The 24,876-nt window shown below is 49.3% G+C and carries 22 protein-coding genes and 1 riboswitch; of the genes, 4 read left to right on the top strand and 18 right to left on the bottom strand.

Annotation, left to right across the window (positions count from 1 at the left end):
- Positions 1-144 precede the first annotated feature (144 nt).
- Together KOI40_RS15445 and KOI40_RS15440 are read left to right on the top strand one after the other, a co-directional pair.
- A complete protein-coding gene (locus tag KOI40_RS15445) occupies positions 145-1,290 on the top strand; it encodes a right-handed parallel beta-helix repeat-containing protein (protein ID WP_216098430.1) in 1,146 nt (381 codons plus the stop codon).
- A gap of 483 nt (positions 1,291-1,773) precedes the next feature.
- Positions 1,774-3,729, top strand: coding sequence for a succinylglutamate desuccinylase/aspartoacylase family protein (locus KOI40_RS15440; RefSeq protein WP_216098429.1), 1,956 nt, complete (start codon positions 1,774-1,776; stop codon positions 3,727-3,729).
- Between the two features lie 40 nt (positions 3,730-3,769).
- On the opposite strand, the gene KOI40_RS15435 is transcribed toward KOI40_RS15440, so the two are convergent.
- On the bottom strand, positions 3,770-5,458 hold the full coding sequence (locus KOI40_RS15435; RefSeq protein ID WP_233710318.1) for an acyl-CoA dehydrogenase family protein: 1,689 nt from the start codon (positions 5,456-5,458) through the stop codon (positions 3,770-3,772).
- Positions 5,459-5,612: 154 nt separating this feature from the next.
- Here KOI40_RS15435 and KOI40_RS15430 point away from each other — a divergent pair, with 154 nt between their 5' ends.
- Positions 5,613-6,251: a TetR/AcrR family transcriptional regulator gene (locus KOI40_RS15430; RefSeq protein WP_216098427.1), complete on the top strand. Its 639-nt coding sequence runs from the start codon at positions 5,613-5,615 to the stop codon at positions 6,249-6,251.
- A 32-nt stretch (positions 6,252-6,283) separates the two neighbouring features.
- On the opposite strand, the gene KOI40_RS15425 is transcribed toward KOI40_RS15430, so the two are convergent.
- Positions 6,284-6,766, bottom strand: a complete 483-nt coding sequence (locus KOI40_RS15425) for a DUF4124 domain-containing protein (RefSeq protein ID WP_216098426.1) — start codon at positions 6,764-6,766, stop codon at positions 6,284-6,286.
- Positions 6,767-6,898: 132 nt separating this feature from the next.
- Between KOI40_RS15425 and recQ the strand changes: the two genes are divergently transcribed.
- Positions 6,899-8,698 carry a DNA helicase RecQ gene (gene recQ / locus KOI40_RS15420; protein WP_216098425.1) on the top strand — a complete coding sequence of 600 codons (1,800 nt, stop codon included), beginning with the start codon at positions 6,899-6,901 and terminating at the stop codon, positions 8,696-8,698.
- Between the two features lie 53 nt (positions 8,699-8,751).
- Here recQ and KOI40_RS15415 read toward each other — a convergent pair whose 3' ends face one another.
- From KOI40_RS15415 to KOI40_RS15340, 16 genes are all read right to left on the bottom strand, one after another.
- The gene (locus KOI40_RS15415; protein WP_369413198.1) at positions 8,752-10,203 is read right to left on the bottom strand and encodes a sensor domain-containing diguanylate cyclase; all 1,452 of its coding nucleotides are present in this window, start codon (positions 10,201-10,203) and stop codon (positions 8,752-8,754) included.
- Positions 10,204-10,302: 99 nt separating this feature from the next.
- Positions 10,303-11,631: a DEAD/DEAH box helicase gene (locus KOI40_RS15410; protein ID WP_216098424.1), complete on the bottom strand. Its 1,329-nt coding sequence runs from the start codon at positions 11,629-11,631 to the stop codon at positions 10,303-10,305.
- Positions 11,632-11,812: 181 nt separating this feature from the next.
- Complete coding sequence (locus KOI40_RS15405) at positions 11,813-13,135, bottom strand: type II toxin-antitoxin system HipA family toxin (RefSeq protein WP_216098423.1); 1,323 nt, start codon at positions 13,133-13,135, stop codon at positions 11,813-11,815.
- A complete protein-coding gene (locus KOI40_RS15400) occupies positions 13,136-13,498 on the bottom strand; it encodes a helix-turn-helix domain-containing protein (RefSeq protein ID WP_216098422.1) in 363 nt (120 codons plus the stop codon).
- 185 nt (positions 13,499-13,683) lie between these two features.
- Positions 13,684-14,403, bottom strand: coding sequence for a pseudouridine synthase (locus KOI40_RS15395; RefSeq protein ID WP_216098421.1), 720 nt, complete (start codon positions 14,401-14,403; stop codon positions 13,684-13,686).
- 145 nt (positions 14,404-14,548) lie between these two features.
- Positions 14,549-15,937, bottom strand: a complete 1,389-nt coding sequence (locus KOI40_RS15390; protein WP_216098420.1) for an MATE family efflux transporter — start codon at positions 15,935-15,937, stop codon at positions 14,549-14,551.
- Between the two features lie 607 nt (positions 15,938-16,544).
- A complete protein-coding gene (locus KOI40_RS15385; protein WP_216098419.1) occupies positions 16,545-17,720 on the bottom strand; it encodes a vWA domain-containing protein in 1,176 nt (391 codons plus the stop codon).
- 59 nt (positions 17,721-17,779) lie between these two features.
- Positions 17,780-18,625 (bottom strand): AAA family ATPase, encoded by an 846-nt coding sequence (locus tag KOI40_RS15380; RefSeq protein ID WP_216098418.1) that lies wholly within the window; start codon positions 18,623-18,625, stop codon positions 17,780-17,782.
- Between the two features lie 277 nt (positions 18,626-18,902).
- Positions 18,903-19,376 (bottom strand): hypothetical protein, encoded by a 474-nt coding sequence (locus tag KOI40_RS15375; RefSeq protein ID WP_216098417.1) that lies wholly within the window; start codon positions 19,374-19,376, stop codon positions 18,903-18,905.
- Positions 19,377-19,390: 14 nt separating this feature from the next.
- Positions 19,391-19,510, bottom strand: a riboswitch (cyclic di-GMP riboswitch).
- 130 nt (positions 19,511-19,640) lie between these two features.
- Entirely contained in the window at positions 19,641-20,081 is a 441-nt protein-coding gene (locus tag KOI40_RS15370; protein ID WP_216098416.1) for a rhodanese-like domain-containing protein, read from the bottom strand.
- A 171-nt stretch (positions 20,082-20,252) separates the two neighbouring features.
- The gene (locus tag KOI40_RS18925; protein WP_216098415.1) at positions 20,253-20,678 is read right to left on the bottom strand and encodes a DUF2802 domain-containing protein; all 426 of its coding nucleotides are present in this window, start codon (positions 20,676-20,678) and stop codon (positions 20,253-20,255) included.
- A 90-nt stretch (positions 20,679-20,768) separates the two neighbouring features.
- Positions 20,769-21,254 (bottom strand): chemotaxis protein CheW, encoded by a 486-nt coding sequence (locus KOI40_RS15360; RefSeq protein WP_216098414.1) that lies wholly within the window; start codon positions 21,252-21,254, stop codon positions 20,769-20,771.
- Between the two features lie 207 nt (positions 21,255-21,461).
- Entirely contained in the window at positions 21,462-22,373 is a 912-nt protein-coding gene (locus tag KOI40_RS18765; RefSeq protein ID WP_216098413.1) for a chemotaxis protein CheW, read from the bottom strand.
- Complete coding sequence (locus KOI40_RS15350) at positions 22,370-23,185, bottom strand: ParA family protein (protein ID WP_216098412.1); 816 nt, start codon at positions 23,183-23,185, stop codon at positions 22,370-22,372. The genes KOI40_RS18765 and KOI40_RS15350 overlap by 4 nt, the downstream gene beginning before the upstream one ends.
- A gap of 36 nt (positions 23,186-23,221) precedes the next feature.
- Entirely contained in the window at positions 23,222-24,121 is a 900-nt protein-coding gene (gene motD, locus KOI40_RS15345; protein ID WP_216098411.1) for a flagellar motor protein MotD, read from the bottom strand.
- A 3-nt stretch (positions 24,122-24,124) separates the two neighbouring features.
- Positions 24,125-24,871 carry a flagellar motor protein gene (locus KOI40_RS15340; protein WP_216098410.1) on the bottom strand — a complete coding sequence of 249 codons (747 nt, stop codon included), beginning with the start codon at positions 24,869-24,871 and terminating at the stop codon, positions 24,125-24,127.
- Positions 24,872-24,876: the final 5 nt, after the last annotated feature.

The following is a 24,876-nucleotide window of genomic DNA, read 5'->3' as shown; positions in this document are numbered from 1 at the left end:
AAATGAATCTTACAATGGAGAAATTATCCAATAACACACAATAAATTAGACACCTACTCAAGAGTTTCTATAGTTATGGGTGGGCGTTTTAATTATCCGGCTTACAAATATCAGGGACAGTGAAACACTATCAGCGGGGATGCTATGAGTTCGTTCAATGGGTGGTTCAGAAAGTATTTGCTTTTTTGTGGTGCCGCCGTAAACGCAATATTCATTGCCCTGCTGATCTTCAAACCCAGCTGGCTATGGAAGGCTTCGGACATTCTCTTTACAAAAGTAATGCCAGACAGGCATCACTCTCAGCCGGTGGTCGATCAGGATCATATAAAAAAGGAATTAGCCGCCAACTTTCCTCCCTGGCAGCCGCTTCAATCGCCCACCGCCAGCCTTTCCAACAAGGTAATCAGCTCTGACCAGTTTCCGTCACTGCAGGCGGCCGCCAACGCCCTTAACGATGGTGATATTCTGCGTATAAGCCCCGGAATCTACAACGAAGCGTTCACGCTAAAAGCAAACAATGTTGTCATTGAAGGCCTGGGACACGTCGTTCTCGAAGGTAAGGCTGCCGGAGGCAAAGCCGCGATAGTCAACATCGGAAATTTTAACCAGATAAGAAACATTGAATGCAGAAACATTAAAGTATCTGCCGGAAATGGCGCCTGCATACGCCACCAGGGCTCTAACCTTAAATTGGTTCATGTGTATTTTCACGACAGTCAACAGGGCATTCTCACCGTGAAAAAGCCTGGGCTGGTAGAAATCGAAGACAGTCGCTTCGAAAATTTGGGTCATCGGGGGCAGGCGCACGGAGTCTACGTAAACGGCGGCCAATTGAGAATCAGCAACAGCCTGATGCTGGCCGCCAAAAGCGAGGGTCACGAAGTCAAATCACGTGCTGCCATGACATTTATTGAGGACACGATCATTGCGTCTCTGTCTTCTAAAGACAGTCGACTGGTTGATGTACCTAACGGTGGAGTTCTGGTTATAACCCGCTCGATACTCCAGCAAGGGCCACGTTCATCAAATCAGGACGTGATTGGTTATGGACTCGAAGGCTTAAAGCATGCTGAAAACAAAGTCACCTTGAGCGAGAACATCTTTTTGCTCGAACGCCAGGGCGTCAACAACCTGTTCCACACTCGAGAATCCAATGCCGAAATCATGACAGACAAAAATATCATTATTGCCGAGCGTGACCCTGAACTTACAGGCATGAACCTATTTTTTGATTCAAGATCCAAAGCCGGGCTGGAGGACTTCCCGATGCTCCCAAAACTCGCAAAATAACCACAAACTATCTGTGGGAAAATGGCAGTTTTTACTACGCCGTCCGATCATGGTGTACAATCCCAGCGCTTAGCGAAAGACAAAGACAAAGACAAAGACAAAGACAAAGATTCTTATATCGATATCGCATAGCACGTAGCACGTAGCACGTAGCACGATGTAACTTAGCGCAATCCGCAACATAGTGAATACCTGTATCTTACCCGACACTCACTCCATCTGGCCGTCACATAAGTTTAACAATACCCACCAGCCCTTCACTTCAAAATGACTGCAACTCTTGGCATATGAGCCCGTAGAAAAATATTGGCGCCGTTATCATCACCCACAGCCAAATCAAGCCGTTAAGCCGAAGTATTTGACACATCCACTCTTTTTTTTAGATATAATTGAGCAGCCGTTATATAACTAATCAGAGTTAAAAATCGAGAAATAACAACCACTCATCTTCAGGCAGAGGCTTTGGCCCAGGTTGACTGATTAATGCTAAAACAGCGCGTAAGCTTGCTTCACAAACCCTTTTATTCTGCAGCGCCGGCGTCAGCCTCAACAGCAGCAACAATTCGCGCCGGACTCAAAGGCCTCCCCTTCCGAACCGGAGCATTTCTCAGCGCCTGCGCTCTTGTCCTGTTTGGGGCCAGTACGGCATACGCCAATGAAACAGAGGCACGCAATATCGCCGAAGAGATGAGCACACTGGTGGTTGCTGCCAATACCACAGGCGACATCGAAACAGTTGAAACCGGACCTGGTGCACGCCAAACCACCTCTCAAAAAATTGAGTCTGTTAGCGCCTCAACTGCAGCACAGGACAGTATTCAAAACTTTTCTGACAACAGCACATCTCATTCAGACACGTCTGCAGAAGATCACCCCGAACAACTGATTGCCTCTTCAGAAAGCAACAGCATTCCTAAAGCCAAGAGTGTCGATCTGGCTCAACCTATTTCCAACAATGAACTCAATGCGGTAGAAGAACCCGCCGCCACAAAAGCAGAAACTACAGAGGAAGCGGTAACGGATCCCACCGAAGAACCGAAAGAAATCGATTCTGACACTCAGACAAAAGCAAAGGCAAAGGCAAAACCAGAGCCACAAGAAACCGTACAAGCGAGTGAAGAGAGTCCAGAAGCAGACACTGAAAAAGCGATCGGTACTGACGGCTCTGCGGAAACAACCTCAGTGACATCTCAACCATCCGTTGAAGACAGCAATGCACTTTCGCAGGATGATACTGACACGCCAGAGCCTGCTGCCACTGAAGAGGCTGAATCGCTGCTGATCCTGGGAACCAAGGTTCCACCGGCAACCTCCACCCGCCTCGCCTGGTCGCCCAGTCAGTCATTTGAAGGACTGTCTTTGCCAACCCCCGTGCTCGTGGTCAACGGCGCAGAGAATGGCCCAACCCTGTGTTTGACCGCGGCGGTACACGGTGATGAGCTTAACGGTATCGAAATTGTACGTCGTGTGCTTTACGGGCTGGACCCTGACAAACTGAGCGGCGCGGTTATTGGTGTGCCCATCGTTAACCTTCAAGGGTTCCGTCGTAACTCCCGTTACCTTGCGGATCGACGCGATCTGAATCGTTATTTCCCAGGAAACCCTAATGGCAGCTCTGCATCCCGTATTGCCTACTCATTTTTCAACAGTGTCATCAGTCATTGTGATGCACTAGTTGATCTTCACACAGGCTCCTTTGACCGAATCAACTTGCCGCAACTCAGAGCCGATTTGCGAGATAAAGAGATCGCCAAACTGACACATAACTTTGGCGCAACCGTCGTATTACACAGCGCCGGTGCACCGGGGACATTGCGCAGGGCAGCAGCCGAAAGCGGCATACCTGCGGCCACATTGGAAGCTGGCGGGCCATTGCGTCTGGAAGAAGACAGTGTCAGTCACGGTGTTGCTGGCATTCAAACTCTGCTCAACAGCATGGGCATGATCAAAAAGTTCAGTTTTTGGGGCAAGCCGGAACCCGTGTATTACCAATCCAGCTGGATTCGGGTAAACCATGGCGGAATTCTTTTCAGCAACGTTGAGCTGGGTAAAAAAATCAAGGCTGGTGATGTTCTGGGAACAGTGACAGACCCCATCACCAATGTTCGCCATGAAATCGTTTCACCTCACGAAGGTCGAATTATAGGAATGGCGTTGAACCAGGTCATGCTGCCAGGCTTTGCAGCCTACCACATTGGCATTGCCGCAAAAGACGAATCCAAAGTGGTACCGGAAGATGAAGAAAATCCACTGACGAACGATTCCGACCTTTCTCAGGGTGACCCGGAAGACCCGGATGAGCCAGGAGCCAGCGCCCCCAAGTCGGTGCCATCGTCATCGCCCTCGACAGTAATGCCGACGGAGAATGCTGAGGAAGATACCCGCCTCAGCAATGCCCAAACCCAAAAAACTCAGCCCATCGTCGAGTCCGAAGAGTAATCTGCAGCATCAGCCTTAAGACTCCCCACCCATTTATTTACTAGTGAATAAATGGGGTCGCACGCTCAATGATGGCTTTGCAATCGATGCCTTCAGGCAGGGTCCCATAAACCCAGCCTGAAGTATTCTTACCCAGTCTTGAACGGCAAAAGGCATCGGCCACTATCTCGTTGCCAAACTGCAATAAAGTGGATGCCTGAATGGCCAGTGCCATCTTTCCAACGATAGTACGGGCACGGTATTCCATGTTTTCCTGCGACTTAAACTCCTGAATCAAATCAGACACGGCCGGTGCCATCTGTGGATGAAGATCCTTCGCTTTGCTGATCTCCTGAATAAAAGCCTCAAGTGATCCCGGGGTTTTGGACATTGCCCGCAACATATCCAGACACTGAACATTACCACTGCCCTCCCAAATGGTATTGATCGGCGCTTCACGGTAAAGACGAGGCATTATGCCATCCTCCATAACACCCATACCGCCAATACATTCCATCGCCTCATAGGCGTGGCCCGGTGTGCGCTTGCAGATCCAGTATTTACCCACCGCAGTCCCCATTCGCACCAACAGCTTTTCCTGCTCGTCATGAGCACTGTTATCCAGAGCCCGTCCTATGCGCATGGTCAGAGCCAGCGCGGCTTCCTGCTCGACAATCAAGTCCGCCAGCACATTTTGCATAAGTGGCTGCTCTGTCAGCAACTTGCCAAAAGCCACCCGCTGCGAGCAATGATGGGTAATCTGCGCCACCGCCTGACGCATGCCCGCGGAAGAACCAATCATGCAGTCAAAGCGGGTCATCGCAACCATTTCCAGAATGGTTGCAATACCACGCCCCTCTTCACCAACCATCCAGCCCAGAGCGCCACGCAGCTCGGTTTCACTAGATGCGTTGGAAACATTGCCCATTTTGTTTTTCAGTTTCTGAATCTGTATCGGATTTTTGCTGCCATCAGGACGCCAGCGAGGTACCAGGAAACAAGAAACGCCAGACTCCGTTTGAGCCAGTACCAAAAACGCATCACTCATGGGAGCCGACACAAAATACTTGTGGCCTACCAGCTCATATTCTTTTCCGGGGCCGGGCTCGTTTACAGGATAAGCACGGGTGCTATTGGTTCTGACATCTGAGCCCCCTTGCTTTTCCGTCATCGCCATACCAATGGTCAGACCAGCCTTTTCGCCATCGGGCACATTGCGAGGATCGTACTCCGAAGACAGGATTTTGGGAGCCCACAGTTCAAATAAATCCGGCTGATGCTTGAGCGCCGGTATTGCCGCCGAGGTCATGGTGATCGGGCAGCCGTGCCCTGCCTCTACCTGACTGATCAGGTAGGACTTTGCTGCGCGAACCACATGCCCAGCGGGACGGGTTTCTGTCCAATGCAGTGAGTGAATGCCTTCTTTAACGGATAAATTCATCAACTGGTGGTAAGCCGGGTGAAACCTTACTTCATCAACACGTGCACCATGACGATTATGGGTGTGTAAGACAGGCTTGTTCTCGTTCGCCTGAAATCCCCACTCAATCACTTCTGCAGAGCCGGTTATCGCCCCAAAGTGTTCAAGATCGGCTTGCGCCCATTCCCCGCCCTGAGCAACGAGACTCTCCTGCAGCCCTGCATCACTGGTGAAGGCGTTGTAATTCTCCAAAGCCGGCGGCTGGTTTTCAACTTCGTGAGTTTCAGCCCAGTAGCGGGTACTGGGAGTAAAGTCAGCATTCTTGGCCATATGGCACCTCATTGAAGAATTATCAACACATAAAATGAATCGGAATTCACACCTTCTATAAAGTGAATCATGATTCACACTTATAGTCAACGAACACCACACCCGTTAGAATAGACCAACCAAACCACCAATCAGACTGAAGCCAGGGACCATAATGGCCTACCGCCCTACTGAGAAAACAAAAGCCCGCCGCGCAGCCCAGCATGAGCATTTGTTGAGAACGGCTCTGGCTATTGTTGCGAAAGAAGGTTTTCAGGGGCTCACCATCAGCGCGGTAGCACAGGAAGCCAATGTGGCCACAGGAACCCTGTACAAGTATTTTGATTCCAAGGCAGCGCTCTGTACTGAAGTATTTAAATTAGCCACAGAGAAAGAGGTGAACAAAGTACAGCAAGCTGCATTTCCGGCGCCGACAAGCCAGCCATTACCTTGCCGGCAGCGCCTGATAAACGCCATCACGACCTTTGCCCAACGCGCCATTCAGGCAAGAAAACTGGCCTATGCCCTTATCGCTGAGCCAGTAGACCCGATGGTAGACACCCAGCGCCTTGTCTATCGTCAGGCTTACGCTGATATTTATTCCGAGTTGATCGCTGAAGGGATAAAAGCAAAGGAATTCCCTATGCAATCGCCTGCGGTCAGCTCTGCGGCACTGGTGGGTGTGATTGCTGAAACCCTCATAGCCCCCTTGGGGCGAGACCAGCAACCCCCTTTAGATATGGAGGGCGAACAAAAACTGATCAATGACATCAAACAGTTCTGCCTTCGGGCCGTAACAGGTCTGCCAACCTGAATTGGCATGCAGGCTTCCGTTTTTGTTTCTGACTAGTCGCCGCACCTGCTTTCAACTTCACTGGCATACAATTCCAGCTTCTTTTTAAGCGTTTGCTTGGCGCTTGCCTTTAACCATGTGCGTCGCTGAACGTCATATCGCGTTTCTGCATCAGCCAACTTCTGCCGCGCTCTCTGACAGCCCTGATGTTTTTTGTCGCTAGCACGAGCTAACCTGGCCTGCTGTTTTGCTCGACGAGCTTCTTCGGCCCTACGCTCTTTGGAACGCTGCTGAAACCAGCGCCTGTTTTCTTCCAGCCGTTGCTGGCTTTCGGCGGAATGTTCAAGTATGGGAAGCCTCTCGATCTCAATGGCTTCAACATCCTTACTCCCCTGAACAGGCTGATCAGTGAAATGCGACCGCCCCTTTTCATCTACCCAGCGGTAGACTTTTTCCGCGCTGACTGGCTTATAGACACCGCTCATCAACAAAAACACAGAAATACATCCAACTCTCTTCCATGGATTACTCCGCATACAGCCACCACTCCTTGGTATGAAAATTTGCAGACACTCTCAGAATAACCACCAATGGCCTGCACTCCCACCCCATCTTGCACCCAAGGGCTGGTACAATGTCCGGCTCATACACTAATTGCATACGAAAGAATGACTTCTGACGCCGCCCTGGCCTTGCTCCAAAATACTTACGGCTATGACTCGTTTCGCGGCCAGCAATCATTGGCCATTGAGTCCGCACTGAACGGGCAAGACAGCCTGGTACTGATGCCAACGGGTGGTGGCAAGTCACTCTGCTATCAGATCCCGGCGCAATTACGTGAAGGCACAGGGATTGTGATTTCTCCACTGATTGCGCTCATGCAAGATCAGGTGACAGCACTGAAAGAACTCGGCATCAATGCGGCCTACCTCAACTCGACGCTATCGCCGGACGAACAGAGAAAAGTCACCCGGCAATTTGCCGCCGGGGAACTGCAGATGCTGTACATTGCTCCAGAACGTCTGCTCAAACCCAAGACCCTGGCCTATTTATCCAGTCAGCCCATTTCTCTGATTGCAGTGGATGAAGCACACTGTGTGTCGCAGTGGGGTCACGACTTTCGCCAGGACTATCTGGGCCTTAGCATCCTAAAGGAGCATTTCCCCAACACGCCCCTTATGGCATTGACCGCCACTGCGGATCAAAGAACACAACATGAAATTGAACATCGCCTGCAACTGCAATCGCCGGTAAAGCTCAATGCCAGTTTCGACCGCCCCAACATTCGCTACCACGTCAGCATCCGCCAGGATGCGCGCAAGCAACTGATCAAGTTTCTGGCACAGCACAAACAGGAAGCCGGGATTGTTTATTGCCTGTCCCGCAAAAAAGTCGAGAGTACCGCCGAGTGGCTTGTCAGCCGTGGTGTTAATGCACTGCCCTATCACGCTGGTCTGCCTGCCGCCATGCGCGAAACTCACCAACAGCGTTTTTTGCGGGAAGACGATGTTGTGATGGTAGCAACGATTGCGTTTGGCATGGGTATCGACAAACCCGATGTGCGCTTTGTCTTTCATATGGATTTGCCCAAAAGTCTCGAAGCTTACTACCAGGAAACCGGTCGCGCTGGCCGAGATGGCGCGGCATCAGAAGCACATATGGTGTACGGTCTACAGGATGTTGTGCGTCTCAATCAGATGCTGACTGAGTCACAAATGAGTGAACAACAGAAACAGGTCGAGCGACACAAGTTGAATGCCTTGCTTGGATGGTGTGAGATCACTCATTGCCGACGACAAGGCCTGCTTAACTATTTTGAAGAAGCAGCACCAACTTTTTGCGGCAACTGTGACATTTGCCTGTCACCACCAAAGACTGTCGAAGCCACAATTGAGGCACAGAAGTTTCTATCGACCGTTTATCGGACGGGTCAACGTTTTGGTACGTCCCATATCGTCGATGTACTGCGGGGGCTTGAAACCGAAAAAGTACAACAGCACGGTCATCACACGTTAAGTACATTTGGCATAGGCAAGGAGCTCAGTGCCGCGCACTGGCAATCCATTGCTCGTCAACTGCTGGTACAAGGATATTTAAGCAATGACTTTGAGCGTTTTGGAGCCCTGACCCTGACAGAACACAGCCGTGCCTTGCTGAGAAGCGAAAAAACATTCCACTACCGGGAACAACTGGCTGAACCACAGGAGCGCAAAAAAGCTTCAATACGCAATGGTGTTTCGGAGGCGGATCGAGCTCTGTGGGAAGCTCTGCGAGAATGTCGAAAGCAGTTGGCCAACGAGCACGACCTGGCGCCTTATATGATTTTCCACGATGCCACACTGATGCAAATGATGGAGGAGCGCCCACAGGACACCCATGCGCTCAGTTTCATTCACGGGGTTGGAACCAGCAAGCTGGAAAAGTATGGTGATGCGTTTTTGGAAGTCATTGAACAATTCAATGACTAACACCCTGGGAATGAGATTGCGTAAATCATGCCAGCCATTGCGGTAAACCGCGACTAGCCACGAATTCCGGTTCCGGCAACTTCCACTCGATTACGCCCCTGATTTTTCGCTTTGAACAAGGCTTCATCCGCTCTGGCGATCAAGCTGTCTTGTGTTTCATTCTCTTTAAGTTCTGCAACCCCCAGTGACAAGGTCACGGATACGTCCTGACCATCCACATTGATGGTCTGATCTTCCAGCATTTGCCGTATATGCTCCGCGACCCTTGCAGACTGCTTCAAATTACAGTCAGGTAACAAAATCAAAAACTCTTCTCCGCCCCAGCGGCATAACACATCCGCTTCGCGGGTTAATTCTTTCATCAAAATGGCTACCGATCGAATTACCCGGTCACCTACAGGGTGTCCATAGGTATCGTTAACCCGTTTAAAATGATCAATATCCGCCATAATCAGAGACAAGGGCAAATGATGCCGTTTACTGGTCCTGGCTACCTGCTGGTATAACCGGTCCATCACTTGCCGGCTCACCAACCCCGTCAACTTATCGGTTGAGGCCATTTCTTCCAGTCTTCTCTGATAACGACCCAGGGTTATCCAGGCAATAAAGAGAACCACAGCAGAAACCATCAATGAGACCAGAATATTGTTGATCAGGGTCTGGTAAATCCGTAAATCTGATGGATTCTCCACCTGCCGCACCACCAAAATCCAGTTAAGTTCAGGTACCAGGCGTGTACTCAGAAAAACCATTTTTCCATCCCAGTCAAAATGGAATGAAGTACTTGGAGAAGTGAGGATCCGGGTCGCATAGACAGCCGTTTCCGGATTGTCTCTGAGACTTTTTCTCCCAGTGTAGGAAGCCCCATGCAAAGCCACATCACCTTGACGATCGATAAAATAAATCTCCCGGTTGTATCGGGTTTGATAATCTTCAATCAGGCTCTTGAGCATGACAGTCGATAACCCGACCCCAGTGGCTCCTAGCAGCTCGCCTTCATAATCGTACATTTTGTAATTAATGAAGACCGTCACGGCATCTTTGATAGCCGTGTCTGTATCCACATTAACTTCATAATCTTCAATCCCCTGACGCAGCCGGAAATACCATTCATCCTGAGGATCGTCACGAGACAATGTTTTAATGATACCGCGAGGGTGATAATACTTAAGTGTTGCTTCAGACACATAAAAGCTCGTTACCGTGTCGTAACGCTCTTTGAATTCTTTCAAATAATGAGTGACTTTTTCAGGCGTTTTTTCACCAGCAATAACCCAGTCACGCAGGAACGTGTCATGAGCCATCAAAGAGGAAATAAACAGCGGTTTCAAAAGATCCCGCTGAATTTCTGAGTAAATATTATCGCTGGTAAGAGGTAGAGTATTCTCTTCAATTTCTTTCGACAGGGATTCCCGAGCAGCCCAATAGCTCAGGACACTGGTACTGATAAATCCAATTAACAAGATTGCGCTCAGCCCGAGCATTATTCGGGTTTTGTTGCTCACGGGAATCCTCTTTTCCTTTATTCTTCAGGCAGTTCTGCCAGCCCTGCCATCTTTGTACTGCCATTTTTATCGAGATTCTATTGAATCAGCCTCATCAATTTATGAAGCAGTTTTACCACCAGATTGACCACCGGCACCACTAGGCTTACGTCGAGGCGATCTTCTGCGTCCCGGTGTTGCCGGCTTGTGCCCTCGCGCATTCTCTCCTGAGCGCTGACCATCGTGATGTTCTTTCGGCTTTTTCGGTTTTTTCGGCTTGCGCGGACGAGTGTCCAATCGAGACTCTGGCAACTTGTGAACCGGAGCAAAACCTTCCAGCTCCCGTCGTTCCAGTAATTGATTCGTTAAACGTTCAATGGCCGACAAGAGTTTAAACTCTTCAGCCGTAACCAGAGAAACCGCCTGACCCACTGCTCCCGCTCGACCTGTACGTCCGATTCGGTGCACATAGTCCTCAGCAACATTTGGTAAATCATAGTTGACTACCTGTGGCAGCTGGTCAATATCCAATCCCCTGGCGGCAATATCCGTCGCCACCAACACTCGAATTGACTTGTCTTTAAAGTCAGCCAGGGCTCTTGTACGTGCGCCCTGACTTTTATTGCCATGAATGGCAGCAGCAGTGATTCCTTTGGAATCCAGCTGTTTGGTCAAGCGGTTGGCGCCATGCTTGGTTTTGGTAAACACCAGCACCTGCTCCCACTGATTGTCCTCAATCAATTGAGTAAGAGCCGCAGCCTTCTGATTTTTATCGACGCCATAGATCCATTGGCTGACACTTTCTGCTGTGGTGTTGCGCTTGGCCACCGATATCTCTACAGGATCATTAACCAGCCCTTTGGCCAAGCTGCGTATTTCATCGGAAAACGTCGCGGAAAACATCAGGTTTTGCCGCTGCTTCGGCAAAACTGCCAGAATCTTTTTGATATCGTGAATAAAGCCCATGTCCAGCATGCGGTCAGCCTCATCCAAAACCAGGACTTCCAGCTGCTGAAACCGTACGGCATTCTGCTGATACAAATCCAGCAAGCGCCCCGGTGTTGCCACCAAAACATCAACACCTTTGCGCAAACGCATCATTTGTGCGTTGATCTTTACTCCACCGAACACCACGGTCGAAGTCAGGGGAAGGAATTTGCCATAAGTGTCGACACTTTCCGCTACTTGCGCTGCCAGCTCACGAGTAGGAGTGAGAACCAGTGCCCGTACTTGATTTGGCTTGACCTTGTCACCTTTCGACAACAATTCCAGTAATGGCAGAGTAAAACCGGCGGTTTTCCCTGTTCCTGTCTGGGCGGCGGCCATGACATCACGACCACCCAATACGGCCGGAATGGCCTGCTCCTGAATCGGCGAAGGAGTGTCATAACCTTGACCTTCTACCGCTTTTAAAATGGACGCTGACAAACCGAGGGAATCAAAACTCATAGGGAGGGGAACTCTTCAAAATACATCTGGGGAATGCAGTTTCATGAAAAGCCAGTCAATACTGCCCGTCAACACTAATAGCCGCCGCATTCGTCAAGCCGTGCAGCTTACAGTAAAGCAGCCCTAACCGCCACGTTTCAAGGGCTCTCCAGCCTGGTCATGGCACGGGAGATGTAAAGGATTAGGTCAGATTCAGACGCAGATTATTGTTAATTTCTTCCTTGAATCCCTCAAACACGTCCGCAGTCTCGGCATAATGTGCCCACTCTGAAACCACCTCAGTCACCTGAGCAATGATTCTTTTTGCCTCCTGACGAAAATTGCCAATCAACGAAGCAATTGCCAGCAAGTCTTCATGCTCAAAGCTATCTCGCTTACCATTCAGGGAAAGTTGATGGCTATTTACCCAGGGCGAATCCGCCTTATAGCTGTACGCCACATCAAAAGCTGGCGCCAAACGCCAGGCATCGTTAGGTGAAGCCAGGATAAAACCAAAGTTTTTGCTGTGATCGTCATGATTTCGGGCAACGACATTAAACACCATACGCCGGAATATCTCGACGGCATCCTCACGAGGCAACCTCAAGCGCCGCGCCAGTGTCAGCATTTCTTCATAACTGTAGCTACCGGGGCGTTTGTAATCTGCATGATCCATGGCACATAAAGAAGAGTAGTGCAGCTTTCTATTGCCTTCTCGATCAAATCGCCGGGTCATAAAATGGGCCCGCTTCCCTTCCATTAACAGCTCTGACGGGGACATATTCAAACCCGCATCACAGGCCATCAGATAATAGGCATATTCCATACGCCCAAACCCCTGAGGATCGCCAAAGACCTCGCTATCCACCTTATGCTCTTCGACTCCATCGAACTTCAACAGGTAGTGCTCAAAGCCTTCCGGGGCATCGAGCTGTCCAGACCGGATTTCTGTGCGCTCGCGGTTAATGGCTATCACGGCTTTTGGCCTGGCACCACCCGCAGAGGTACCCACCTGCAAGATCGCAGACATGCTCTGTGAGTCCTGTTTTTGCAGGGCGGGACTCAAACTCACATCCAGATTGGCTCGTTGATCCAATACTGCCTGCGCCATGGCCACAAGCGATGACAATTCCAGCGAACTTTGGGGGGCATCTTGCCCGGCGCGTATGGCCGGGGCATATTCCAGTGCCCCCATACCTCTTTGACCGCTATACAGTAAGCGCTCCAGAGGGGAAAAACTTTCACTGCTACGACCATTACGCGCCAACCACGCATTGATGACGGCATTGCCAAAATCATCTGGCAAGGTATCAGCAAACACTGCCGGCAACCCTTTGTAAGTGTCAGGATTCAAACCGGGGAACTGAAATTTACCCCTGGACAGCGGCATATGAATCGGGGCGATCTCCACGCCTTTCGCCAACCACTCAGGCGAATACTCAAATAATGCCGTCCGGGTTTTGGGATCGAAGACTAAAGCTCCTACCTGCTGTTGCCACAACCGCACTTCCGCGAGATTTTGCATTTACCAGTCCAACTCCTGCTTGCCATCCCCAGACACACCCTCTGTGCCACTCTGATCTCCTGCCGTATCAGCTGGTCTGGCACGTTGGCGCTGCCTGCCTTTTAAGCGTAGCAATTCCATGGGACTAAAACCCACCTCTGGTACAAAGTGTTCCACCAGCTCCAATGCATCCAAGGCCCGTAAAACGGCAATCACATTGGTAAACTTCCCCTGCCCTCGGACCAGCTTGCCATAACTCACTCGGGACAAGCCCACGGCATCTGCAACCTGCTGTTGCGTGAGGTTTTTTTCCAGCCTCATCTGCTCAATACGTGCACCGATTTCGGCGGCAATTGCCTCATCAGTCATTGTCCGAAAGCTCATTTTCACCTCTTAGAAAGCTACAGCGCGACCACAAAGATAACTTTTCTTTATATAATAGCCAAAAAAGTCAATAAAGATAAGATTTCTAATCAGATGTTAGTCTTCAAACACTAAAGTGACAAGATTTTTTAACACTAAGAAAATAAAAGGCATTAGTGATCACTTTTGTTATCACTAAAAAGGCTTCAGCAAACAGAGATTGTCAAACGCTGAACTTCAGCTGCCGTCAACGACCTGGATCGCCCCTGGGGTAAGGAGGAATCCAGCGTCAAATCGCCTATGGCCTCTCGATGCAAATCCACCACCTTATTATTGAAATGGCCAAACATTCTTTTGATTTGATGGTAGCGTCCTTCTTCCAGCACCACTTTCACCTCAAAAGGACTGATGATCTTGAGAGAGGCTGGTCGAGTGGTGACGCCCTCATAAGCAAAGTAAATCCCATTGGCAAACGCCTCAATATAATCATCTGTCACCGGTCTCTCCAACCATACACGGTAGTGCTTGGGAACCTTGGTTTCCGGTTGGGTTAAACGGCGGGACCAATGGCCGTCATTGGTCAGTAGCACCAGGCCCGTTGTATTAAAATCGAGCCGACCAACAAGGTGTAAATCGTCATTGTTATTGCCCGGTAAAAGATCAATCACGGTCGTGTGGTGATCATCCCGGGTAGCGCTAACCACGCCCTTGGGCTTATTGAGCATGATATAACGGGGGGCATCTGCTGAAAGCAGCCGACCATCAAACTCAACCCGGGAAAATTTGTCCACTACCTGATGGATTGACTTTGCCACCTCACCATTAACCATGACCCGCCCCTGTGCCAGGATCAAACGCATATTTCCACGAGGAATCTCAAGCTGTTGACTTAAATAACGGTCTAAACGGGTACGGAAAGTAATCATATGGCAGTGATGTGGTGACAATAAATTAAATGGTGTTCTGCTGAAGAACAGGCTACCACAGAAAAAGTTAAGACGACGAAACGGCTACGAAAAAAACAGGCGGCTCAAGGCCGCCTGAAGAGGACTGATTCACAGAGAAGCCAGATTAAGTACTCACAGGTTCATTGGTCGCCCATTCCTGTGGGAAATGTCTGCGCCAGGCCGGACTGGTTAACCGCAAAGTAAAGGACAGCGCCAATGCCAGAATCAATCCGACAAATACCATCCACGCAGTTTTTGGCCCCAACTCCAGCACGATGATAACCACATACTGAGCAACCACCATCAGCCAGTGAAGCAAAACTGAGGTCACCATCAACCAGCGAGTGTCCCCTGCTCCACGAAGCACACCACCAGACACCAAAATAACAGCATCTGCCATCACGTAGCTGGCCATGCCAATCATCATCCAGCTGGCCAACTGATTGATCGCCTCGCCGTCAGTTGCCGATGTGATAAAGACACCCACCAGCTGCTCACGAAATACAATAAACAGCAGCGCCAAGGTTCCAGAATAAGTCAGCCCCAGCAGGAACCCTGAGCTAATGACCGAATTGAGCCGCTGATGATCCTGCGCACCAATACAGCGTCCAACAAGACTGATAACCGCTATATTCAAACCCACCATAGGAACGAAAGACAACAGGTCCCAGTTAAGGACAATCGCTGCCGAAGCCCCTGCTGCAACACCATATGACTGGAACAGCAAAATAAAAGCGTTAAATGCTGCCACATTCAGAAACAATTCAAGCCCTGAGGGAAATCCCAAACGCCAATAACGTTTGAACAGCGTTTTATCAAAAACAAACGAGCCAGCTACTGAATATTCACGATTGTTTTTAGCCGCACGATAAAACGCAAAGAACAATACCATCGCGATCAGATTACTTAGTACTGTTCCCCATGCTGCACCGGCAATACCCAATTCAGGCAGTCCCCAGACGCCAAATATCAGCCCGTAAGATAATGGGATATTTAGAAACACACCTAAAACATCCACAACCATGACCACTCTAGTGTTGCCAATGCCTGCAAAAAATGAAGAGAAGCAGGTTTTGATCAAAGCCAGAAAACCACAAGCCAAAAGTATCTTGAAATACTGTTTTTCCAAAACCAGCTGGACCGGATCATGCCCCAATGCATCAAAACCAACGTAGACACCATAACCCATGAGCCAAAGCAACGGCGTACACAGCGCTGTAATCAACAACCCTTGAGTCACAACTTTGGAGCATAAGGCTTTTTGTCCCGCCCCAAGAAACTGTGCGACCAGAGCATTACCGTAGGACAGCAAACCAATCCACAGGGACATACACATAAAAGCCGCAACACCACCACCCAAACTGGCAGCCACATGAGTAGGACCAATCAGGGACATGAAAAAGCGGTCAGTGAAAATCATGGCCGCAAAAGTTCCCTGAGAAATAATCATTGGCAAAGCAATGGCTATCAGTAATTTTAAAGTTTGTTTGTCAGTACGAATAAATGACAGCATAGATCCATCCTCATGCGACACCGCATGAACAGAGTCTGTTTTACCCTCCGTCCCGGAGGCTTTAGTTGTTGCTTAATATGGCAACTTGGTCGATATCATCATCATGCTCCATCATCCCTCTCCTTTTTGAACATTAAATTAAAAGCCCGGACACTCATCAGGGCATAAAATTCAGACATAAAAAAACCCGGTAGATCCAAGACCTACCGGGTTTTCCAGAGAAACTAACCGGGAGGCCCTAACGCCTCCCACATATGAGAGACGTTATACAATCACGATACGCACCAGCGCAAAACACGGTTTTGAACCGTGGCGCGTAGCTGCGACAGCATTCATTGCTGCAGATTGTTTGGTCTCAATCATGTTCATGATCAGTTTCTTCGTATCTGTAAAGGTTTGTTTAATAAAAAAACGAACTGCAAGATTATAGATTACCGATAGAAAGTCAACCAGTTTTCTATCGATAATTTTGTGTGTCGGTAAAAAACACAACAACGAACTAAGTGGTATACATCTGACACTTACATCAATCTGACATCTATCTAATAGCCACAAAAAATGCCAGCGACAGGCTGGCATTTTTAACGTTCAATCAGACAACCAATATCTATTTGGTCAAGTACTGTATCCCTTTATCCAACCCCTCCAGCGTCAACGGATACATTTTTCCATCCATCAACTTGCGGGTCATATCAATAGTCTGGGTATGATTCCAGTATTTCTCTGGCGTCGGATTCAGCCAAATTACTTTATTGAAGGTCTCCGTCAAACGTTGCATCCAAACGTAGCCCGGCTCCTCGTTCATATATTCCACACATCCGTATTGAGTACTGATTTCATAAGGTGCCATTGAGGCATCCCCCACAAAGATCACCTTATAATCACTCGAGTAGGTGTGCAGAACATCAAATAATTTAGTGGTATCCGTGGTCCGGCGACGATTATCTTTCCACAAATACTCGTAAATGAAATTGTGAAAATAGAAGTACTCCATATGCTTGAATTCTGTTTTGCAGGCAGAAAACAGCTCTTCACATACTCGTACATAAGGGTCCATAGAACCACCCACGTCAAAAAACAGCAGAATCTTTACGGCATTATGACGTTCAGGCACCATTTTAATGTCAAGAAAACCAGCATTATTGGCTGTTGAGCGAATCGTATCATCCAGATCCAGCTCATCCGCGGCCCCGGTTCGGGCAAACTTGCGCAACTTGCGCAGTGCAACCTTGATGTTGCGCGTCCCCAGCTCGACATCATCAGCCAGGTTTTTAAACTCGCGCTTATCCCACACTTTGGCCGCGGATTTGTTTTTGCTTTCACCGCCGACCCGAATCCCTTCCGGGTTGTAGCCACTGTTGCCAAACGGTGAAGTACCGCCGGTGCCGATCCATTTATTGCCTCCCTGGTGGCGTTTTTTCTGCTCTTCAAGGCGTTTATTAAACTCCTCGATCAGCTTCTCCAACCCACCCAGAGATTCAATTTTGGCCTTCTCTTCGTCACTTAGGCTCTTCATGAATTCGGCACGGGTCCATTCATCGGGAATCAGAGCCTCGACGATCCCGTCGAGATTCTCCAAACCTTTGAAATAAGCGCCAAATGCACGATCGAACTTATCAAAGTATTTTTCATCTTTGATCAAACAGGTACGGGCCAGCAGGTAAAACTCGTCCACGCTACCAAACGCCAATTGCTTTTCCATTGCTTCTAACAGCACCAGTAACTCCTTGAGGGAGACTGGCACTTCAGCCTTGCGCAGGCCGTAGAAAAAATTGACTAGCATTGAATACTCCTTTTAAGAGTCTGTTTGAGTTTTGCTCACAAACTTAAACAGACCGGTGATCAGGCGTTTTTACGGCGAGTCATAAAGGCCAGACGATCCAAAAGATGCACGTCCTGCTCGTTTTTCAGCAAAGCGCCATACAGGGGTGGAATAGCCTGTCTGGTATCGCCACTTTTGAGGACTTCATCAGGAATATCATCCGCCATCAGCAACTTGAGCCAATCGACCAGCTCTGAGGTAGAGGGCTTTTTCTTCAGGCCAGGAACCTGACGTACGTCAAAGAAGATATCCAGGGCGTCACGTACCAGGTCGGCCTTGATTGACGGGAAGTGGACATCGATGATCTTCATCATGGTGTCTCGGTCAGGGAAGCTGATGTAATGAAAGAAGCAGCGGCGCAGGAAGGCGTCCGGAAGCTCCTTCTCATTGTTACTGGTGATGATGACAATGGGACGGTGTTTGGCTTTAATCACCTCACCGGTCTCGTAAACAAAGAACTCCATCTTGTCGATTTCCACCAGCAGATCATTCGGGAACTCTATGTCGGCTTTGTCAATTTCATCAATCAGCAGAACCACCTGCTCGTCAGATTCAAAAGCCTCCCAAAGCTTCCCTTTTTTCAGGTAGTTGGAAATGTCGTTAACCTTGTCGTTACCCAGCTGAGAATCACGCAGACGCGACACAGCATCGTACTCGTAGAGGCCTTGCTGAGCCTTTGTGGTCGATTTGATGTGCCATTGGATCAGGCGCATGCCCATGGAATCAGCAACCTGCTCTGCCAGCATGGTCTTACCGGTTCCAGGCTCCCCTTTGACCAATAGCGGACGCTGCAGGGCAACGGCCGCATCGACAGCCATTCTCAAATCATCTGTTGCGACGTAATTCTGTGTACCTTCAAATTTCATCAATCTCTTCCTCGGGTTTTCAATGCCCCGAGTCTACCACAGCCCCCAGAGAGTCCATCCTCTCCAGCCCGGCAGAGCCGCAGATTGCGCGAAAATGAACAGCAAATCGGCCATTTTGTCCTTTTTTGCTACATTGAAAGGGCAGATTTGCCAATTTCTCATCAGGAAAACAGCAAATCTCGTCCCCCAGGAAACGGCACTGACATCACCGCAACTGCTGGGGAAAACTGGAATTTTCAGAGGGAATACTGGAATTTTCAGAGGGAATATAGAGGAGTTAAGGGCTACTAAGCCCCTCTAACATCGCTTCCATATTGATACTGCGGCTTAACAGGGATTTGCCATTGAGATCATAGGCTCTAAAGTAGGTCACCACCTTGTCGTCTGGATCTACATAGCAATAGAGCTTCGCCTGCTCGTTTTGCTGATAATCGCCAATCGTGCCATTCAACAAGACCAGATAAGTTTGCTTTTTCGCCTCGAAACGGGTGGAACGCCAATCGGTATCGGTACGGACAAGCCTTTCGCCAAATTTACTCTCAGCTTTCTCTTCACAAAGCCTGACCGCATCCTGCTGATCAAAAGGAATTTTATGATAATAGGTAGCTTCCTGTTCATCCGCAGAAAACCATGCGAAGACATTGGCGCCGAGTAATGTGAGCAAAGAAGTCAGTGTGGCAATGATGAATATCGCCAAAGCGTACTGCAGCGTTACCTGAAGAGTGGATTTCTTGGGAATTTTTTCAGGCATCAAGCCGACCTTATTTCGGTAACCGTTCGACCCGGGAAAGAAACATCCAGCTCTAATGGTGAAAGAACTGGTCGTTAGCACTGCGGGCACTGGCTTTGCGTCCCGGAATTACTCCCGGTTTGCCGTTTCGTTTAATCAGACTTCTGTTCGAACGCCAAACCTACAGGATTTGGCGATAAGCTGGGTATCAAGTGTTTATTACTTACCATGACAGTAAGGGAGTTTGCCACGCGTTACCAGGCGGGTCAATGTAACGCAGAACAGCTATTTGCTGGCTATGTGGCTCATCACTGCGGGATAATCCTGCAAGATCCAGGCGAAATATCCCCCACGGAAGTAATAGACCTGGCGAAAACCCCAATAAACAGAGACGGCAACAGCATAAGCACTGCGCAAACAATTTGAGCTGTTGCAGTAAATAACAATGGGGGTATCGCGTGAGACATACTCTGAGTTATAAAGTTTGGAAAAGTCCTTTTGAAAGTCCATATGGAGTGCGCCATCAATATGCCCAATGGTCCATTCTTCATCACTCCGAACATCGATAAACACTGCGCCTCGGTCATAGAGCTCTTTGGCTTTAAAAACGTTGATTGTTGTGGCACCAGACACACCCAAGGGTGTCTCATCCGCTTTTGCCGACAGAGTGAAAAACACGCACAAACACAATATAAAGTAACGTTTATAGCCGTTTAAAAAGCCCATAGTGCCCTCCAAACCCACATAACTTTAAAAAGTGTAGGTGAGGAAAGACCTGAGCCTTAGTGTCTTTTTAACTAAAAAGGCACTGGAAGGTTGAGCAAAAGGGAACAAGCAGAAAAAGTAATCAGGCCAAGAATGAATCAGGCGCTTGGGGGAGAATATCCCCAATAACTGTCAAGCTGCCACAGATTGCTGTGCATGAGTCCGCATGAGTTTCATCAATGAGGCCTCAGCCTTTGAAATCCCACAACGTCGGGCCACCTCTTCCGGTGGCAGCCCGGCATTCAGCAACGAAAGCGCATCTTTCAGGCTCTCATCCAAAACTACGTTTGAAGATGGATCAGGCGTCTCTCGGGAAGCAGCACTACTGCCCTGCTCCACCGCCAACAACTGTTTTTCGAGAGCGACCAAGCGCTTGCCAAGGCGGACTGTGTTGCTGTTGCTCATTTGTTGGCTTTTCTCCAGCTTTTGGAAAAGTTGAATATTGGCTGCGGCCTGTTTCCGCAGCAGAGAAAAGCACAATAGCGCAGCCGCCAGAGAAATCACGCTGATACCCAGCGCCGAAATCAAGAGTACATCCACCAATAAGCTGTCGGACACTATCACTGTATTCTCCGCTCAATAAGTTCCATCAATCACCAACACAGTTTTCTGAAGCCCAGCAACCAGGACTGTATGCGCTTGTTGCTGTTAAACGTTCTCGATCTCGGCCCACTCTTCGTCGGTCAGTAATTTGTCGAGTTCTACCAATATCAGAAGTTCATCATTTTTATGACACACACCCTGAATGAACTTCGCACTTTCTTCATTACCGACATTCGGTGCGGTTTCAATTTCTGACTGCTTCAGATAAACCACTTCTGCAACACTATCCACCAATATACCGACAACATGATTATCAGCTTCAATGATTACAATTCGGGTATTGTCTGTCAGCTCTCCATCTTCAAGGCCGAATCTGTGGCGGGTATCAATAACCGTAACCACATTACCACGCAGATTGATAATCCCCAGTACATACGACGGTGCGCCGGGAACAGGAGCAATTTCCGAGTAACGGAGAACTTCCTGTACCTGCATGACGTTAATGCCGTAGGTTTCTCCAGCCAATTTGAAAGTGACCCACTGCAAAATCGGATCATCACTGGTTTTACTCATTGCAGCGTTGTTTGCCATAAATCAGTCCTCAAAGGATCTTGTCGTGTTGTGTCTTATGCTGCGCAGCTCCTGCCCGCCTCTGGCAAAACCAATGCCAGGAAGCAAACACCGGGAAGCGTCAAAAAAACATCAATTTCACACGGTTGCAGTATAAGATTGCAGCTTCTATGCCAGCATATCGGCCAGCAGGAAAAATAATTGAACAAGAAAACGTTCTTTCAGTGCTTAAGTTTTCAGCGGATCTTGTGAAGACTTTTTACGGTCAGCTGCATTGAGCAACATCCCCATCGCCGGAATATCCAGCAAAGCGCACATATGCTGCTTTACCGTACCCGCCAACCAGGGCCGTTTACTCCGCTCACCACGCCACTTCACATCTTCCGGTTGCAGGGTAATAGGCTGGTTAACTGCGTCCACAGCCAGACCCCAGGGCAAACCATCGATAGAAACCACGTATTTGGCGTTATCGGCAAACTTCTCTTCATAGCGCTCGGGCATGACAAAACGGGCCGTATTGATCGTACGAATTTTGCCAACCGGTGTCGGCTGCAACCCCATAAACCACTCTGCCTGGCCAAATAATGGGGTCAATTCATCTGTCAGAGGCTGAATTTGCCCGAGAGATATCAAAGGAACAGCCAATGTCAGACCAGCCACTTCAAACAGGAGGACTTCAAATCGATCCTGAGCCCAGGACGGGCGGCCGTTTTCCATCCATTGAATGGTGGGTTCGTCCTGCTCAGCGTGGGTTTCTTCTACCTGGTCCTGGATTACAGCGGCACTGACCGGCTCGGCGACCTCCTCGATAGATGATGGCCGAGCGACAACCTGAGCTGTCGTTGGGCTTTCGTCTATTGAGGTGGTTTCAAGAACAACAGACTCCGCAGCCACCTCTTCCACCACCGGAACATCAAGGTGTTCGGTGGATTCAGCAACGGTCAGAGGTGATGATGCCAGTAATTTGGCCAGTTTCTCCCGTGCCAGATCCTGTTCATTGGGCTCAACGACCGATTCACGGGATAAAATGGCCGTTTTGATTCTGGCTGCGGGCTCGTGACGAATATCAAGATCATTGGGTTCAGACGTCAACAAATCGTCGAAATACCCTTGCAAGACATCATGGGACACATTACTCACGACACAACCCCATCAGCAGAGGCTTCAACTGGACGCATTGATGCTCGACGGGACAGTTGCCATTTAAGCAATGAACGATAGGCATCTACAGCCCGGCTATCAGGCTGAAACAGGTGAGGCGGAACCCCCGCCTTGCTGGCATCCCGTAATTTGGTATCGACAGGGATTTTGCCTGGCCAGACATTTGACTCGTAGTTATTGCGTATAGAACGGAGACTCACCACAGAGGCCTGAGTCCGTCGGTCAAACATGGTCGGCACGATACTGTATTGCAGAGGATGCTTGCGGGATTTGCTCATCATATCCAGGGTTTGAGTCATTCGCTCAAGCCCCTTCAGGGCCAAAAACTCTGTCTGCACCGGTATCAAAAGTTGCTGACACGCAGCCAGAGCATTAATCATCAAAATACCCAGCAATGGCGGGCAATCAATCAGTACAATATCGAATTCGCCCTTGATAGCGGCTAACGCGCGACTGATGACCAGCCCCATCCCGTCCTGACTGATAGCCTGACGCTCCAGTGTGGCCAGCGCCATCGACGAAGGTATCAGGCCAATGTTTTGATAGCCTGTTTCGACGATACACTCACGAACAAGATCAATAGACAGCTCTTTGCGTTTCTGAAACAGGGTAAACGTGCTGTTTACAACCTGGTCTGGCTCATGCTTGAAATAGCTGCTTAATGAGCCATGAGGATCCAGATCCAACAACAACACTCGTTTACCCTGTTCGGCACAAAGCCCTGCCAGAGCAACCGTAGTGGTTGTTTTACCAACACCGCCTTTTTGATTGGCTATAGTCCACGCAAGCACGTGACACCCTCTCAACTGTAAACAGTTAGCTTAAAATTAGTTTGGCAAACGAGGGAGTTCAGGGTTACTGCTGAACAACCACCCGCCCCCATTGGTTTCTACCGGCTCAATTTGTTCATCCGTGGACGACCTCTCAACCGATGAAGTAACGTTTTTCAGGCGTTCCCTCTGCCCCTCACGGGCGATCATCAAGACCACACGTCGGTTGGCAGCTCGTCCCTGCTCAGTCGTGTTGTCTGCAATGGGCCGATGAGAACCGTAACCAACAGCTGACAACCGATGAGGCTTAATCCCGGATTCTGCCAACAATTTGACCACCGTAACCGCCCGCGCTGAAGACAATTCCCAATTACTGGGAAATTTATGTGTCGCTATGGGGAGGTTATCGGTAAATCCCTCTACCCGAATCTCATTATCGTAACCCTGCAGTAGCGTCGCCATATCCCTGAAAATTTCAAGAGCCCGGGAACTGGGAACTGCATCTGCTGAATCAAACAAAATGTTCGACTTCAGCTCTACTTCCAACCAGAGTTCATTGCCCTGTATCAGAATCAATTCCTGATCTATCAGATCCGGAAACTCCTGCCCAAGCCGTTCAGACAATGAATCCATCACAGCATCATTCATACTCGCTGCGGGCTGAGGTAAAGCAGTTTCAGCGGCATCCCCTGAATCATCGCTCACTATTCCCGGGCTGGAATGTCTTTCAGGGTGCCCCACCTGAATCGGCTTCAATGTCAGAGGTACCTTATTGGCCTCCGAAGAATGCGTAAAAGCCGAGTTCAGTGTTTCAGATAAAACCCGATACTTTCCTTCATTGACCTGCGATATTGAATACATCACAACAAAGAAAGCAAATAACAGCGTGATGAAGTCCGAATAGGAAACCAGCCAGCGTTCGTGATTCACCTCTTCCTGAAGACGTCTCCTGGGCATGCATTAAACCTGCGGCAGGAAGCTTTCCAACTTCGTCTGGATCGAGCGCGGATGCTCACCCTCCGCGATAGCCACAATGCCCTCAGTGATCAACTCCTGATATTGGGATTGTTGATACACACAGTTTTTGATCTTGTTGGCTACAGGCAGCAAAAACAGGTTGGCAAAAGTCACACCGTAAATCGTCGCGACAAACGCGATAGCAATACCTGAACCCAACTGATCAGGATCGGCCAGATTCCTCATCACGTGAATCAGGCCCATTACCGCGCCTATAATACCTACCGTAGGAGCATAGCCCCCCATCGCTTCAAAAAATTTGGCCGCATCCAGGTTTCGTTGTTCATTGAGCACCATATCCGTTTCAAGAGTCCTGCGAATCGCTTCCCGCTCCTGCCCATCAATCAACAACTGTAGACCTTTGCGGGCGAAAAGATCCGTTTCCGTTTCGGTATAATGCTCAAGCCCCAGCAGGCCTCGTTTACGAGCGGTATCAGCCCAGCCGACGACGGATTGCAGGCCGGCTTTATAGGGTGTTTGCGGCGGGTAAAATACCCAGGGAAAGATCGATAACGCTCGACGAACCTGCAACCAGGGGAATTGCAAAAGGGCCGCTGCCAGGGTCCCGCCGATGACAATCAGAGCCGCAGGGCCATTTACTAACGCCTGCCAGCTTCCACCTTCCAGAAAATTACCGCCGATCAGGGCAATTAACCCCAGTAGCAATCCCAGCAAACTCAGGATATCCATGGCTG

Origin of the sequence: Pseudomaricurvus albidus (assembly GCF_018863235.1) — a bacterium.
Classification (GTDB): Bacteria; Pseudomonadota; Gammaproteobacteria; order Pseudomonadales; family Cellvibrionaceae; genus Pseudomaricurvus; species Pseudomaricurvus albidus.
The sequence above is the reverse complement of the archived record's forward strand: the minus strand, read 5'-3'. Positions and strand labels throughout refer to the sequence as shown.